The sequence below is a fragment of the Blautia faecicola genome (assembly GCF_004123145.1).
Lineage (GTDB): Bacteria > Bacillota > Clostridia > Lachnospirales > Lachnospiraceae > Oliverpabstia > Oliverpabstia faecicola.
The window spans coordinates 1,126,275-1,143,326 of sequence record NZ_SDKC01000001.1; the positions used below are offsets into that span (position 1 = coordinate 1,126,275).

Sequence of the window (17,052 nt, forward strand, 5' to 3'; positions counted from 1 at the left end):
AAATTTTACGGATTCTGGAGAAAACGGAGCATTACGCAGTTGAATATAAAATGGGATAGTGCTATGATTGATTAATAAACTGAGGTTTTTGCGCTTAAAGGAGAAACAAGGAGGAATTATGATCCAGATTACGCAAATGCTTACAATATTAGGAGAACATCTTCCGCTTGTGCTGGTTGGCGGCGCGGAGGCACTGGTGGCAATCGTACTTGTCGGAAAGATACGGATGCGAGGCGGAGGAACCGGAAAAAAACGAAAGAAAACGGATCCGGAGCAGATTTTGCTGGATACGCTGGAAAAAAGAAAGCAGGAGGTCTGCATTCTGATCCGGAAAGCAGATATGATGCCGGTATATACAGCAGGTGATCTGGAAGGAATGACCGGAGTTACCGAACAGCGGCTGAAAGAAGATATCACGGTATTTACCACTATATTGGAAGATCCCGCGCAGGGAGAAAAAATATGGAAAGAATACCGTGCATGGAACGGCGGGGAAAATTTCCAGGCGGAGATGCAGCTGAGTAATGGACAGTGGATGCATATGACCGCACAGAAAAGCCCGCAGGAAGGGTATGAACTGATCTGGCTGGAGACAACGACCGGGATCCATGACAGGATCCGGCAGTATGAGACCCAGCTGGATGCATCCAGAGAGGCAAGCCAGTCAAAGACCAGTTTCCTCTACCGGATGTCCCACGAGATCCGGACACCGATGAACGGTATCATGGGTATGCTGACCCTTGCAAAAGGAAAGATGAAAAAGACAGATCCGGCGATGCTGTATCTGGAAAACGCAGAAAAAGTGTCCGAACATCTGCTCTCGCTGATCAACGATATTCTGGATATGTCCAGGATCGAAGCGGGAAAAGTGGAACTGGAACAGAAAGTGTTCAGTCTGTCAGGTCTTGGACAGCGGCTTTATGATATGTTTGCGAAGAATCTGGAAAGCCGCGGCATCCGTTATGCGGTCAATTACGAGGAGATGACGGTGGATTATGTAGTCGGGGATGAACTCCGTATCAGCCAGATCATCATCAACTTCCTGTCAAATGCAGTGAAGTTTACAAAAGAGGGTGAGATCGTGGTGACATTCCGGCAGATGATGCTGCAGGATCAGACCGTCGATCTGATGATCCGGGTACATGATACCGGAACCGGTATGGATCCGAAGTTTATCAAGCGGATCTTCCGTCCGTTCGAGCAGGAGAGTGCCGATACGGCGAAACAGTACGGAGGAACCGGACTGGGTATGGCGATCACCGATCAGCTGGTAAAACTGATGGGTGGTGAGATCGTGGTAGAGAGTACGCCGGAAGTCGGATCGGACTTTTCCGTGTATCTCCATCTTCCGATCGCAAGCAAGCCGGTGGAGACAATGGAACTGCCGAAGAAAACCGGACAGGAGCAGACGGATCAGGAAGAAGATGTGTTCCGCGGCCGTCGGATCCTTGTAGCAGAAGACAATGAGATGAATGCGATGATTGCGACAGAGATTCTCGAGGAGATGGGTGCGGAAGTACTCACAGCAGAGAATGGTCAGGAGGCAGTGGAAGCTTTCAGCAGTCATCCGGAACAATATTTTGATTTTATTTTGATGGATGTACAGATGCCGGTGATGGACGGCCGGGAAGCTGTAAGGACGATCCGGGCGATGCACCGGGCGGATGCGCGGAAGATTCCGATCTTTGCGCTGTCTGCGGATGCGTTTGTCGAAGACGAACGGCTGTCTGCCGAGAGTGGCATGAACGGTCATTTCGCAAAACCGGTGGATTTTATCGCGCTGCGGCATGAGATTAAAAATTTTCTATAAATAACAGGTTAAAGATAAAGAGAACAAGGGATAAAAATGGACGAAAAGAAGATGAAGCGAGCGGGGATTGTGGCAATTGCAGTCCCGGCACTGACTGTGGGAACGGTGGCACTGGTATCTGCGTATCAGGCGGGCAATGATTTTCAGCCATTTAACACAGATCGTGAATTACAGAAGAATCAGGTTGTCTTTTCTGACGATGAGGAAGCGGCAGGCGAGCAGGAACAGCAGCAGGGAGAAGAAAGCGAATACTGGAAAAAAAATACAGATTTCCCAAAGGACAAGAGCCCTGTTTCGGGATCACAGAATGGAAAATATCTGTTTGAGAACGGTCTTCTCGACCAGAGCAATCAGACCAATAATATTACGGTGCTTGGAGATACCGCCACAGGTGGTGTACAAAGCCCGGCCGGTCAGGGAAGTGGACAGCCGATCTACAATCTGACGGGTGATAAAGGAAATGCTGATACGATCATTCAGGGAACCGTAAGCCAGGGTGGAAACGGTAACGGTACGGGAGAATCCGGGAATGGAAACGGAAGTTCTTCCGGTACGGATAAGAATCAGGGAACGGACAGCAACAACGGACAGAACTCTTCGGATTCCAAGACGGATGATCCGCTGATCCCGACACCGACGCCGACACCGGCAACCCGTCCTGCCAGTTCCGCGAAAGATCCGGACAGCAACAAGGCAACTCCGGGAATTATAGGTGGAGACAGCAACCCTTATACGGAAGATGTATCCAATAATTTCAAGAATCCGGAAAATACAAAAGGGGTTATTATACAGAAGTCCGTGTTCAATACAGATGGTATGCTGTATAAGGGACAGATCATAGATAAGACGAGAACCTACAATGCACTCGAGACCTTTGCCTATATCGATGACAGCAAGGGAAACAGAAGCTTCTATGTATGGGGAAGCAATGCGCTCGATAACTATATCCGTATCGAGGCGGTTTCCTTTGACGGCGGAGAAACCTGGAGCGATGTGTTTCCGATGACAATCCCGAAAGACATCGATGCTGATCAGATGGTGATCCGGGTGGGATACCGTTTCTCCACAAATGATACGGAATGGACACAGATGGATGTTCCGTATGCACCGGAAGACAGCAGGATCTATGTCATGACAGAGGCGATCACCGAGGAAAATCAGGTACTGGATACGACAAAGGTACTGAACTCGGATCAGCATCTGGAAGAGGGAACCATGCTGAATCTCCTGCGGTATCAGGTGATGTATCTTGGGGAAGACGGGCTGACAACACTTTTTCCGGGCTGGAGTGAGGATGGAAAGCTGGTGGACTGGTATTATATAGCCACCGTCGGCCGTCACATTCTGGAACCGGAAGATCCGGTGGCACTGGATCTGGCGTACACGGTTCAGCTGCGACAGGTGTGGATGTCAGATACGTTTGATGTCGGTTGGCAGTATGATAACCTGTGCTACCTGCAGGCACTGACCAGCGTGGAAAAGAGTGCGTTGCAAACAGCCGGAGAGAACGAGACGCGTCTGGAAGTACCGGAATATATCCAGGCGGTTATGATGGACGATGATGCCAATATTTCTGTGGATTATTTGGATATCCCGGATACGGTTCTTTACATTGCCGGAAATAATGACGGACTGAAAGTAAAGAAGGGTTATTCGGTAGGTGAGAACAATCCGTGCTATGCGATGGCGGATGACGGAGTTCTGACTAACAAAAGCGGAACGGAGTATTTGAACATTCCGTATGAAAAAGAGGAGATAACGGTAAAAGAAGGCGTTACCAAAGTCTCAGTCAGCGAGAAAAATGAGATCCAGACCCTTAAAATCGATGCGTCCTCGATGGAGGAGATGCCGGAGATCTCGTATGAAAATCTGAAAAACTGTAAGATTCTGGTAAAAGATGACCTGCTGGAAGAATTTATGAAGGAAAACTGGGACAGCCTGAAAGATGATCCGGGAAACTGTGTTGTTGCGATCAGTGAACCGACCCGAATGTATCGGATGAAATATGGCTGCATGATCGATCAGAACGGTTCCATGCGGCGTCTGGTTGATGCAACGGGAAATAAAGTGCAGCTCGCATCGGAAGTAACCAACATTGAGGAAGGTGCTTTTGATGGCGTAGAGAATGTTGCGACACTGCTGATGCCGAAAAACGGAGAAAATATCGGGCTCGAAGAAAACTGTTTCCAAAACAGCGGGATCCGGAAGATTCTGTGCTATACAAAGTTACAGTACCGGGTGGTGCAGGAACAGCTGAAGGGTTCCGGGGCATCAGAGGATGTTGAAGTGGAACTTCTGGCAACTTCCAAGGAAGGATATTCCTATGCCGTGACGGAAGAGGACGGAGAAAAAGAAGTCACGCTGATTTCCATTCCGGACGGTTTGCAGAGTTTTGACGGAGTCATGACGGATCAGGAAGGCAATCCGATTACAATCACGGCAGTGGATGATTATGCATTCAGCGAAGCCGGGGATCTGGAATGGGTAAGTTTACCGGAGAGTGTTAAAAAGATCGGCTATGAGGCGTTCGGGAACTGTACGGCACTGCAGGGTGTGATCATCGAATCACGGGATGTGATCGAGATCGGAAATCAGGCATTTGACGGGTGTAAAGCACTCCGTTTTGTGGCGTCCAATGCGCCACAGGGCGTGATGGATGAGGATTACGATCCGGGACTCACAGATACTTTTGGAAACCGGACATTTTTTACACCGACGAATTCAGAAGGATATTACGGAAACATCTGGTTTACCGAAGAATCAGGAGTGTATTCATTTGAGGTCGTGGAAGTGGGCGAAACAGGAAAGGCACTTTACGGAACCAATGCGGCCGGAGAACCGTGGCTGCTGCTTCGTTCCGGAGGACATCTGGATGCACAGGTCAGTCTGCCGGATACCACGTTGGAGATCTGGAGCCAGGCACTGGAGTATACCACCACACAAAGCGGACGGTATACCGTCAACTGGGAAAATCTCGGTCAGCTGTGGATCGACAGCGGTGCATTTTACAGTTCGCAGCTGGGAGGTGATATTACACTGAGCGACAGCTGCTACCTGGCAAGCTATGCGGTGTATAACTGTGATCAGCTTACCAGTGTGACGATGGGAGATAATATCGGACAGATCGGTGAGGGCACGTTTGGCGGCTGTGACAGTCTGACAACGGCACAGTTTGGCACGATGCAGGACAGCGTGGCACTGTACAGCGGTCTGTTCAATGACTGTAATCAGCTTACCAGCATTACGATCAATGACTACACAGCTCCAAGTCTGGTCGTTTTGGGAACTTCCGGTTTCCAGTTTAACTTTGGCTGGACACAGGAGGAAGAAGAAGCCAATCTGAAGATCCGGATTCCGGAAGGCAGTGAAGTGAATTATGTGAAAAAATGGCGGTATTTTTATGCCGGCTATGTGGAATCCGGGGATTATCCGGCATATCTGAATATGTGGTATGATATCCGATATCAGCATATGGACTGGCTGACCTGGGAATTCCCTTCGGATGAAGAGGTGGATGAACTGGTGGAGGCAGCTCTTTTGTCGGCAGAAAACAGAATCCGCAGGATGATCGGAACCGAAACAGTGAGCGAACCGGTAGACTATTATCCGTACCATCTGGACAATGAGGGGATGCTGTCACTGGCGGGAACACCGTCGGATATCACCGTTATGAATCTGTGGATGCAGCTGGATAACCTGCCGGATAACTGGTTCCTGGATTACATTGGAACCGGAGCCTTTAAGCGTGCAAAAAATCTGGGTATGGTACTGATCCCGGATATGATTTCCGGTATTTTTACCAATGCATTTGACGGCGTGGAAAGCGATTCCCTGATGCTGTATTTTATGTCGGAGACACCGCCGGCACTGAAAGGATGGTCTGAAGAGCACCCGTTTGTATTTGGCACGACGAGTACGCCGATCTATATGATGCTGCCGGATGGAAGCGAGGAGACTTATATCCAGTCCTGGATCTTCCCGATGGCAGGTTATGAGGATCTTGCGGCCATGCGTGAGAGTATAAAAGCCAAACTGGCAGAGGCAGGAGAGGATGATTCGGATCAGGCAGTGGATATCGAGGTGGCAAACCGTTTACTTCCGCTGGAAAACCAGCTGCGCGCCATGATCGGTATGGAACAGATCACGGATCCGAAGGATCTGAGTGTGACGCTCGACAATCTGCCGGACAGTGAAGAGGCGGAAACAGACGAGGAACTTTCCGGATCGGAAGAGGAAACGAAAGAGACGGACGGCGTACAGGAAGATCGGAAGAAAGAAGAGACAGAAGAAGATCCGGACACAGAACAGAAGACGGAGGATTCTTCAAAGGAAGAGAAACAGAACCCGACGGGTGGCAGTGCGGAAAAGGACGCTCTGACATCGGAGGGAACAGAAAATAAAAAAGAAAATCAGGAAAATACAGATACTGCCGGAAATGGTAGCGGAGAGGAGACACAGGAATGATAGTAGAACAGTCCAAGCAGATCATTGCGGAGGTAAATAAGGCATTTATCGGAAAAAACGATATTATCGAAAAAATTCTGATGACGATTTATGCCGGAGGACATGTGCTGCTGGAGGATTGCCCGGGGGTTGGAAAAACCACCCTGGCACTGGCATTTTCAAAGGTACTGGGACTTAGCTGCAAGCGTATTCAGTTTACCACGGATACGCTGCCGTCAGATATTACAGGGTTTACGATGTTTAACCGGGAAACCAACAGTTTTGAATACCGTGACGGTGCGGCAAACTGTCAGCTGCTTCTGGCAGATGAGATCAACCGTACCTCCCCGAAGACACAGTCGGCACTTCTAGAGGTGATGGAGGAACATACGATCACTGTGGACGGAAAGACACATCATCTGCCGTCTCCGTTTATCTGTATTGCCACACAGAACCCGCTGGGATTTGCTGGTACGCAGCCGCTGCCGGAGTCTCAGCTGGACCGTTTTATGGTGTGTCTGTCAATCGGCTATCCGACACTGGAACACCAGATGAACATTATCAATGCACAGCGTTATCAGAATCCGTTACAGGAGCTGCAGCCGGCAACGACGGCGCAGAACGTGATCGAGGTACAGAATTATCTGACTTCCGTACAGATGACCGAGGATGTGCTGCGGTATGCGATCTTACTGTGTGAAGCGACAAGAAATCATCCGCTGGTAGAGCTGGGAATCTCTCCGCGAGGTGTTTCCGCTTTGGTAAAGATGGCAAAAGCCAGCGCGATCATCCGGGGAAGAAACTACGTGATTCCGGAAGATGTACAGAATGTCTACACAGATGTGTGTGCACACCGTCTGGTACTTCGTCCGCAGGCACAGGCTGACGGAGAGGATGCCAGGATGATCCTTCAGGAAATCATGGATGACATCCGTCCGAAGGCAGAAAGGTAGAAGGCTATGTGGAAAAATCGGCTGGCCTATGGGTGCTTGGCAGGAATCCTTGCAATCTTGTTATTTTTCTCCGGCAAATCGTTTCTGCTGGTGGCTCTGCTGTTGTCACTGCTGTTGATCCCGGTGTTTGGAATCCTGATCCGGAGAGACGGAAAGAGCATAAAGATCCGTCTGGAAAAAGAAAAACCGGTGGCGGCTGCCATATATTCGAAAGGTGCGCTCCGGGTTGCGGACCGGGTGCAGATCGAACTGAAAGTGAAAAATGAGATGTTTGACCGGAGCGAATGTCTGCAATTTCTGCTGCCACTGAAAGGAAAGGAACAGACGTTTTCCCTGCCGGTGGAACTGCGGCTGTGCGGGCAGACACGTTTCGAGTGCACCCGTGTGTGGGTGATGGATCTTTTGGGCCTTTTCCGCATTCCACTGAAAGCGGGACAGACCTTTTATACGGTACTGTATCCGCCAAAGATGCGTGTACAGATGGAGCGGATTGCAGGAACGGTAGGATCTTCTCAGACAGATGGATTTCTTCAGAACAGAAAAGGAAATGATCCAAGCGAGATGTTTGAACTGCGGGAATATGCACCGGGGGATGACATCCGTGCTATTCACTGGAAACTGACCAGCAAGACGGATGATCTGGTGATCCGTCAGGCGAGTGATCCCTCGCATCATACACTGTTGCTGCTCCCGGACTACGGGCTGGATCAGCTGAACAGACCGGATGGAGAGGCAGAGATGAACACGGTCATCGCTGTGGGCGTGGAGGCTGCGAGAGAGCTTCTGAAAAAAGGAAGAGGCTTCTGCCTTGCGATTCCCACCAGAAACGGACTTCAGCTCTATGAGATACAGAATGAAAAAGAATTTTCCAGGATACTTCCGCAGTGGCTTTCCATTCCGGTACAGGCGATCGGGGGTACGGGACTGGAATATTTCCAGATGCAGCATCTGGAACAGTATTTTAACCGGCTGGTGGTCCTGTCCTGTGGAGATTATGAGAAAGGGGTACGGGGACTGGAACAGAAGATTGGTATCACGGTGATCCAGTCATTAGCGAAAAAAGGACTCTCCTACACCAGCCTGAAGCAGAATGGTATGCTGATCGAGATCCCGGCAGGAGAAAAACAGGAAGAAACCTATCGGATTCTATGTTAAAGGGGAAGAAGAGATGAAGCAGAAGACAAAAGAAATACAGATACAGAACATCCCCTTGCAGGAACAAAATAAAGAATACCAGCTGATCCTGTGGGATATCTGTCTGGCGCTGGTACTGATGACCGGAAGCCTGATCTCCTTTGTGGAGAGTTGGGGACAGAAGACCGGTATGGGGATCCTGATCGCGGTGACGGCAGGGATCGGTCTGTTGGGAAGTGTGCTGGCACAACAGTACGGGAAAAAAACTTCTATAAAGGGGATACTCTACGGGATTCCGTGGCTGCTCCTGCTGATCGTTACCGGGTTTCACGGATACCTGACCGGATTCCTTTCCTGGATCAATGCGATCATCACCGGATGGAATCTGTCACAGGAGGGCGGTGTAGCCCTTTTTAACGCGCAGACCACGGAACAGAATGTGCAGGCATTTTCCCTGGTGATGGCACTTGTCCTGGGAGAGGGGATTCTGGTTCTGGTAAAAAAGAAACAGCGGATCGTATGTATGGTCATGGTGACGGTGTGGATCGTCATACAGCTTGTCGGAGCTACCTATAACCCGGTTGCATGTGGATTCCTGCTGGCAGGACTCTGTGGCATGTGGATCGCCGGAAGAAAAACCTGGATTACGAAAAGCATGGTGGTCTGGGCGCTGGGAATCGCCGTTTTATTATGTGCGGCGGGTATGAGCAGTGACAGAGCCGGTATGGAAACCGTCATGGATTTCCGGGAACAGGTAGAAGAAAAAGTGCATGAGATCCGTTATGGAAAAGATATCCTGCCGGAAGGAGATCTGTATCAGGCAGGCAAACTGCATGCAAGTACGGAAGTAATGCTGGAAGTACAGGGTCAGCAGGAAAAGAATCTGTATCTGCGGGGATTTGTAGGAGGCAGTTATCAGAACGGACAGTGGGAAGAAATGTCTGATGCCGCCTACAGCGGAAAAAATGCAGGAATGTTTACCTGGTTAAAGGCGCGGAGTTTTGATCCGCTGACACAGGTCGCAGCATACAATCAGTTAGGGGAAGAACAGGATGTACCGGAGGGGAATCAGGTACAGGTAAAAGTAAAAAATGCGTCCCGCTATTATATTTACACGCCGGTTTCCTATGTCCGGATGATCAACGGCAGTGTAAAAGAAGAAAAAGACAGTCGACTGGCAAGCAGAGGACTTTTTGGAAGCCGTTCGTATCGCTGGGAGGAGATCTCAGGAAGCAGACCGGGTGAACTGACGGTTGCGGATAACTGGGTAGAAGATCCGGATACGGATCGTCGACAGGAATATCAGGAGGCAGAAGCGGTCTACCGGGAATTTGTTTATCATACCTATACCACGATAGATAGTGACATGCAGCGGCTGATGCAGCGGATTTTCTGGGATGATTACGAGACGGACAGTGACGGTATCTACAGTGCGTTAAATCAGATCCGGCAATGTCTGAGCGGTGAGACAACGTATACCGAGATGATGCCGCAGATTCCGGAGGGAGAAGATCCGATCCGCTGGTTCCTGACAGAAGGAAAACAGGGAAATGATGTTTACTATGCGGCAGCAGCCACGGAAGCATTTCGCGCCTATGGAATTCCGGCACGTTATGTGGAGGGCTACTATTTATCCGCGGATCAGATCCAAAAAGAAGAAAGTGGAACCAACACCCTGACCGGTGCGGACGCACATGCCTGGGTGGAGGTCTATTTTGATGGTGTGGGCTGGCTGCCATTGGATACCACACCGGGGTATTATTACGATGCGGTATCCTTACAGCAGATGATCAGTGCACCGGATCAGGTCAATAAGAATGCGGTACTGGAAGATCCGTCATTTGAAGCCAATCAGGCGACCGATACTACGGGATCAAGAAGGAACGGAGATGCACTCAAACGTGTGGCTGTCCGCATGGGAGCCGTTATACTGGGGGGTGTCACGTTGTTGATCATTCTTGCTTTGGTGCTGCTGGGAGTCCTTGAGATCGGAAGAATCTGGGATTACGAATCGATGCACCGGAAGTATGAACGGGTGGATCAGAAGGAGAAGATTCATATGATGTCCGAGAAGATGGAAAAACTTCTGGAATTTCTCGGAATTTCGATGAGTCTTGGATGGAAGACCGACGAAGTGGACGAAAAAATCCATGAAAAATATCCGGGTGTGGAAGCCGGTTCGTATCTTCGTGTCTGCAGGATCATGGAAAAATCCCTCTACGGACAGATGGAACTGGAAGCCTATGAGATGCGTACCATCGACAGCTTTATGGAAAAGCTGCAGGAGATCGGAAAAGAAACACTCGACCGAAAGGGCAGAATCCTGCTCCGTTATGGCTATGTTGCACGGATAATTGGAAAAATCCGTCGAAAAACAGGGCAAAAAAGAAAAAACAAAAAAAACGACAGAAAAGAATTGACAAAATAAAAGGAAAGAGACATAATAGTAGCATTAAAAAAACACTGACAAAGGCGTCAGAGATCCGAAAGGGTTTCTGACGCCTTTTTTACTTTTTAGTTTTTTCAAAAGAGGAGGAAAATGTGATGGCAGTAAAGTATGTGTTTGTAACAGGCGGCGTGGTATCCGGTCTGGGAAAGGGAATTACGGCAGCTTCCCTGGGAAGACTTCTGAAAGCCAGAGGTTATCAGGTGACGATGCAGAAGTTTGATCCGTATATCAACGTGGACCCGGGTACGATGAATCCGATTCAGCATGGAGAAGTGTTCGTAACAGACGACGGTACCGAGACAGACCTGGATCTGGGACACTATGAACGGTTCATTGATGAGAGCCTGGACAAGAACTCAAACGTAACGACAGGAAAAATCTACTGGTCCGTGCTTCAGAAAGAACGCCACGGAGATTACGGCGGAGGAACCGTACAGGTCATTCCGCATATTACCAATGAGATCAAAGATCATTTTTATAAAGCAAAGTCAGAGGATGAAAACCGCATTGCGATCATCGAGGTGGGTGGTACGGTAGGTGATATCGAGAGCCAGCCGTTTTTGGAGGCCATCCGTCAGTTCCAGCATGAGATCGGTCATGAGAATGCGGTTCTGATCCATGTAACCCTGATTCCGTATCTGAAAGCATCCGGAGAGATGAAGACAAAACCAACCCAGCAGAGCGTCAAGGAACTGCAGGGAATGGGACTGTGGCCGGATGTACTGGTATGCCGAAGCGAATATGAGATCTCCGAGGAGATGAAAGCCAAGATCGCACTGTTCTGTAATGTGCCGGTCAATCATGTACTGCAGAACCTCGATGTGGAGTATCTGTATGAAGCACCGCTTGCCATGGAGAAAGAACATCTGGCACAGGTGGTATGTGAATCCCTTCAGCTGCCTTGCCCGGAACCGGATCTGACCGACTGGAAACAGATGGTAGAAGACCTGAGAAATCCGATCCACGAAGTGGAGATCGCAATGGTCGGAAAATACATCCAGCTGCATGATGCCTATCTGAGTGTGGTAGAAGCGCTGAAACACGGCGGAATCGCAGCCCGTGCAAACGTAAAGATCCGCTGGGTAGATTCCGAAGAGATCACACCGGAAAATGTAGCTGAAAAATTAAAAGGCGTGGATGGTATCCTGGTACCGGGAGGTTTCGGAACCCGTGGTACGGAAGGAAAGATCGAAGCGATCCGCTATGCAAGAGAAGAAAAGATCCCGTTCCTTGGCATCTGCCTTGGTATGCAGATGGCAATTGTAGAATTTGCCAGAGATGTGATCGGATATAAAGATGCCAACAGCATCGAGCTGGATCCGGAAACCACACATCCGGTCATCGCACTGATGCCGGAACAGAACGGTGTGGAAAACCTGGGCGGAACTCTTCGCCTTGGTGCTTACCCGTGTGTCCTGAAAGAAGGAAGCAAGGCAAGAGAAGTATACGGAACCGAAGAAATCAGCGAGAGACACCGTCACCGCTATGAAGTAAATAACGACTATCGACAGGAACTGGAAGAAAATGGAATGGTACTTTCCGGACTGTCACCGGATAAACGTATCGTAGAGATGCTTGAGATCCCGGGTCATCCGTTCTTTGTGGGAACCCAGGGACATCCGGAACTCAAATCCAGACCAAACCGCGCACATCCGCTGTTCCGTGGACTGATCCAGGCAGCAGTAGCGTATCACCAGTGAGAGGAGAAAATGTGATGAAAGAAAATCAGGGTTTATATCGACAGCAATTTGAGCATGATAACTGTGGTATCGGAGCAGTCATCAACAGCAAAGGCATCAAAAGCCACACCACAGTAGAAAATGCTCTGAAAATCGTAGAAAATCTGGAGCATCGTGCAGGAAAAGATGCAGAGGGAAAAACCGGTGACGGTGTAGGTATTCTGTTACAGATCTCCCACAAATTCTTTAAAAAAGAATGTGACAAGCTGGGAATCGCGATCGGAGAAGAAAGAGAGTATGGTATCGCCCAGCTCTTCTTCCCACAGGATGAACTGAAATGTAACCAGGCAAAGAAGATGTTCGAGATCATCGTGGAAAAAGAAGGTCTGGAACTTCTCGGTTACCGTGAAGTCCCGGTTTATCCGGATGTTCTCGGTCATAAAGCGAGAGTCTGTATGCCGCACATCGTGCAGGCGTTCATCAAAAAACCTGCCCGTGTGGAAAAAGGACTGGAATTTGACCGGAAACTGTACATCGCCCGCCGTGTCTTTGAACAGAGTAATGAAAATACGTATGTAGTATCCATGTCCAGCCGTACCATCGTATACAAAGGTATGTTCCTGGTAGGACAGCTGCGTACCTTCTTTGGCGATCTGCAGGACAAAGACTATGAATCTGCCATCGCCATGGTACACTCCCGTTTCAGTACCAACACGAACCCGAGCTGGGAGAGAGCACATCCGAACCGCTTTATCGTACACAACGGTGAGATCAACACCATCCGCGGTAATGCCGATAAGATGCTGGCGCGTGAGGAAACCATGGAATCCTCCCATCTGAAAAATCAGCTGCACAAGATCCTTCCGGTTGTAGATACCAGAGGATCCGACTCTGCAATGCTTGACAACACCCTGGAATTCCTGGTGATGAGTGGTATGCCGCTTCCGCTGGCTGTTATGATCACGATTCCGGAACCATGGACCAACAATAAGACGCTGGATCAGGATGAGAGAGACTTTTATCAGTATTATGCAACGATGATGGAGCCGTGGGACGGTCCTGCATCCATCGTATTTTCCGACGGTGATCTGGTCGGTGCGGTTCTTGACCGTAACGGTCTGCGTCCATCCCGTTACTATGTATTAAAGAGCGGTGATGTGATTCTGGCTTCCGAGGTCGGTGTTCTGGAAGTACCGGAAGAAGAGATCGTGTTAAAAGAGCGTCTGCATCCGGGTAAAATGCTGTTAGTAGACACTGTAAAAGGAAAAATCTATCAGGATGAAGAACTGAAAGAAATCTATGCGACAAAACAGCCATATGGTGAATGGCTTGACAGCAACCTGGTAGAATTAAAAGAGCTGAAAATCCCGAACAAACGTGTGGAAGAATACGGAAAAGAGCAGAGAAAACAGTTGCAGAAAGCATTCGGCTACACCTATGAAGAATATAAAAATTCCATCCGTACCATGGCATTAAACGGTGGAGAATCGATCGCAGCCATGGGTGTGGATACCCCGCTGGCAGTACTGTCCGAGAAACAGAGACCGTTATTTGACTATTTCAAACAGTTATTTGCCCAGGTAACCAACCCACCGATCGATGCGATCCGTGAGGAGATCGTCACCAGTACCACGATTTATGTAGGAAAAAAAGGCAATCTGTTAGAGGAAAAACCGGAAAACTGCCAGGTATTAAAAATCAACAATCCGATCCTGACCAATACCGATATGCTGAAGATCAAACAGATGCACAAACCGGGATTCAAGGTAGCGGTTGTTCTGATCACTTACTATAAGAGTACCAAACTGGAACGTGCGATTGACCGTCTGTTTGTGGAAGTGGACAAAGCGTACAAAGACGGTGCAAATATCCTGGTTCTTTCCGACCGTGGTGTGGATGAAAACCATGTGCCGATCCCGTCCCTGTTAGCGGTATCTGCCGTTCATCAGCATCTGGTAAATACAAAGAAACAGACCTCTCTGGCACTGATTCTGGAGTCCGGAGAACCGAGAGAAGTGCATCATTTTGCAACCCTGTTGGGTTATGGTGCATGCGCAGTCAACCCGTATCTGGCACAGGACAGCATCCAGGAACTGATCGAAGAGGGACTGCTTGACAAAGATTATTATGCCGCAGTGGACGACTACAATGCAGCCGTTCTGCACGGTATCGTAAAGATTGCTTCCAAGATGGGTATTTCCACCATCCAGTCTTACCAGGGCGCGAAGATTTTCGAAGCCATTGGTATCTCACAGGAAGTCATTGATAAATATTTCTCCGGAACGGTCAGCCGTGTCGGCGGTATCACCATGGAAGATATCGCAAAACAGGTGGATGAGAGACATTCTCAGGCATTTGACCCGCTGGGACTGGCAAGTGATCTGACACTGGACAGCCTTGGAAAACATAAAAGAAGAAGCGGTGGAGAAGAACACCGTTATAATCCGCAGACCATTCATATGCTGCAGCAGTCCACATGGACCGGAAGCTATGACATGTTCAAACAGTATACCGCGATGGTAGACGAGGAACAGAGCGGCTACCTGAGAAGCCTGATGGACTTTAACTATCCGGAAAACGGCGGTGTGCCGATCGATGAAGTGGAAAGTGTCGACGAGATCGTAAAACGGTTTAAGACCGGTGCAATGTCCTACGGTTCCATTTCACAGGAAGCCCATGAGACACTGGCGATCGCGATGAATCATCTGCATGGCAAATCCAACACCGGTGAAGGTGGAGAGAGTGATGACAGACTGGATTCTGCAGGAACCGACCGTGACAGATGCTCTGCCATCAAACAGGTAGCTTCCGGACGATTCGGTGTCACCAGCCGATATCTGGTAAGTGCAAGAGAGATTCAGATTAAGATGGCGCAGGGTGCAAAACCGGGGGAAGGCGGACATCTTCCGGCGAAAAAAGTATATCCGTGGATCGCAAAGACAAGACATTCCACACCGGGTGTAAGCCTGATCTCCCCGCCGCCGCATCATGATATTTATTCGATCGAAGACCTGGCACAGCTGATCTACGATCTGAAAAATGCAAACAAATACGCAGGCATCTCTGTAAAACTGGTTTCCGAAGCAGGTGTCGGAACGGTAGCGGCAGGTGTTGCAAAAGCCGGTGCACAGGTTATCCTGATCTCCGGATACGACGGAGGTACCGGAGCCGCTCCGGAAAGCTCCATCCACAACGCAGGTCTTCCATGGGAGATGGGACTTGCAGAGACACACCAGACCCTGTTACAGAACGGTCTGAGAAACCGTGTCAGAATCGAAACTGACGGTAAACTGATGAGCGGCCGTGACGTTGCCATCGCAGCACTGCTCGGTGCGGAAGAATTCGGTTTTGCAACCGCTCCGCTGGTAACGATGGGATGCGTGATGATGAGAGTCTGTAACCTGGATACCTGCCCGGTCGGCGTGGCTACCCAGAACCCGGAACTGAGAAAACGTTTCAAAGGAAAACCGGAATACGTAGAAAACTTCATGCGCTTTATCGCACAGGAACTGCGCGAATATATGGCAAAACTGGGTGTTCGTACAATCGATGAGATGGTAGGAAAAAGCGACCTGTTAAAAGTAAAAGAAGACGCAAAAACACCGATGGCAGCAAAGATGGATCTGTCACAGATCCTGTACAACCCATATGTGGGAGAAAAAGAGAGTGTGACCTTCTCTCCGGAAAAAGTATATGATTTCCAGCTGGAGAAGACTCTGGATGAGAAAGTGCTGTTAAAGAAACTGGAGAAAGCCGTAGAAAAAGGAACGAAAGCTTCTCTGGATCTGAAAGTCGGCAACACCGACCGTTCCTTCGGTACGATCCTCGGAGCAGAGATCACCCGTCAGCACAAAGACGGACTGCCGGAAGATACGATCACCATCAACTGTACCGGTGCCGGCGGACAGAGTTTCGGAGCATTTATCCCGAAAGGACTGACTCTGCGTCTGTGCGGTGATACCAACGATTACTACGGAAAAGGACTTTCCGGTGGTAAACTGGTTGTCTTCCCGTCGAAGAACAGAGGATACAAAGCAGAAGAGAATATCATCGCCGGTAACGTAGCCCTGTATGGAGCCACCAGCGGTAAAGTATTTATCAATGGTGTGGCAGGTGAACGTTTTGCAGTCCGTAACTCCGGTGCCTACGCAGTTGTAGAAGGTGTGGGAGAACACGGATGTGAATATATGACCGGTGGTCGCGTGGTCGTTCTCGGTAAGACCGGAAAGAACTTTGCAGCAGGTATGAGCGGCGGTATCGCTTATGTACTCGACGAGAACAGCCATCTGTACCGGAACCTGAACAAAGATATGATTTCCATTGAAAAAGTGGAAAACAAATACGATATCAAAGAACTGAAAGAACTGATCGAGGAACATGTGGAAGCAACAGGATCCGAGAGAGGTGCGCTGATTCTGGAACATTTCCAGGAGTATCTGCCAAAATTCAAAAAGATCATCCCGAACGATTATAAGAAGATGATCGCTCTTTCTGCAAAACTGGAAGAGAAAGGTATGAGCACAGAGCAGGCACAGATGGAAGCCTTCTATGAAAGTTTCCAGACCAAATCGGAGGAGTAAGAAA

General features: G+C 49.2%; 7 protein-coding genes. All 7 read left to right on the top strand.

Annotated elements, in window-relative coordinates; translation table 11 throughout:
• Nucleotides 1-136 precede the first annotated feature (136 nt).
• The 7 genes from ETP43_RS05070 to gltB all read left to right on the top strand — a co-directional run bounded on the left by ETP43_RS05070 (nt 137) and on the right by gltB (nt 17,048).
• Nucleotides 137-1,810, top strand: a complete 1,674-nt coding sequence (locus ETP43_RS05070; protein WP_164979600.1) for an ATP-binding protein — start codon at nt 137-139, stop codon at nt 1,808-1,810.
• 36 nt (nt 1,811-1,846) lie between these two features.
• On the top strand, nt 1,847-6,274 hold the full coding sequence (locus ETP43_RS05075; protein WP_129257254.1) for a leucine-rich repeat domain-containing protein: 4,428 nt from the start codon (nt 1,847-1,849) through the stop codon (nt 6,272-6,274).
• On the top strand, nt 6,271-7,206 hold the full coding sequence (locus ETP43_RS05080) for an AAA family ATPase (RefSeq protein WP_129257255.1): 936 nt from the start codon (nt 6,271-6,273) through the stop codon (nt 7,204-7,206). Before ETP43_RS05075 ends, ETP43_RS05080 begins: the two co-directional genes overlap by 4 nt.
• Before the next feature lie 6 nt (nt 7,207-7,212).
• Nucleotides 7,213-8,361 carry a DUF58 domain-containing protein gene (locus ETP43_RS05085; protein ID WP_129257256.1) on the top strand — a complete coding sequence of 383 codons (1,149 nt, stop codon included), beginning with the start codon at nt 7,213-7,215 and terminating at the stop codon, nt 8,359-8,361.
• A 13-nt stretch (nt 8,362-8,374) separates the two neighbouring features.
• Nucleotides 8,375-10,768 carry a transglutaminase domain-containing protein gene (locus tag ETP43_RS05090; RefSeq protein ID WP_129257257.1) on the top strand — a complete coding sequence of 798 codons (2,394 nt, stop codon included), beginning with the start codon at nt 8,375-8,377 and terminating at the stop codon, nt 10,766-10,768.
• A gap of 116 nt (nt 10,769-10,884) precedes the next feature.
• Nucleotides 10,885-12,489, top strand: coding sequence for a CTP synthase (locus tag ETP43_RS05095; RefSeq protein WP_129257258.1), 1,605 nt, complete (start codon nt 10,885-10,887; stop codon nt 12,487-12,489).
• A gap of 14 nt (nt 12,490-12,503) precedes the next feature.
• Nucleotides 12,504-17,048: a glutamate synthase large subunit gene (gene gltB, locus ETP43_RS05100; protein WP_129257259.1), complete on the top strand. Its 4,545-nt coding sequence runs from the start codon at nt 12,504-12,506 to the stop codon at nt 17,046-17,048.
• The last annotated feature ends 4 nt before the right edge of the window (nt 17,049-17,052 follow it).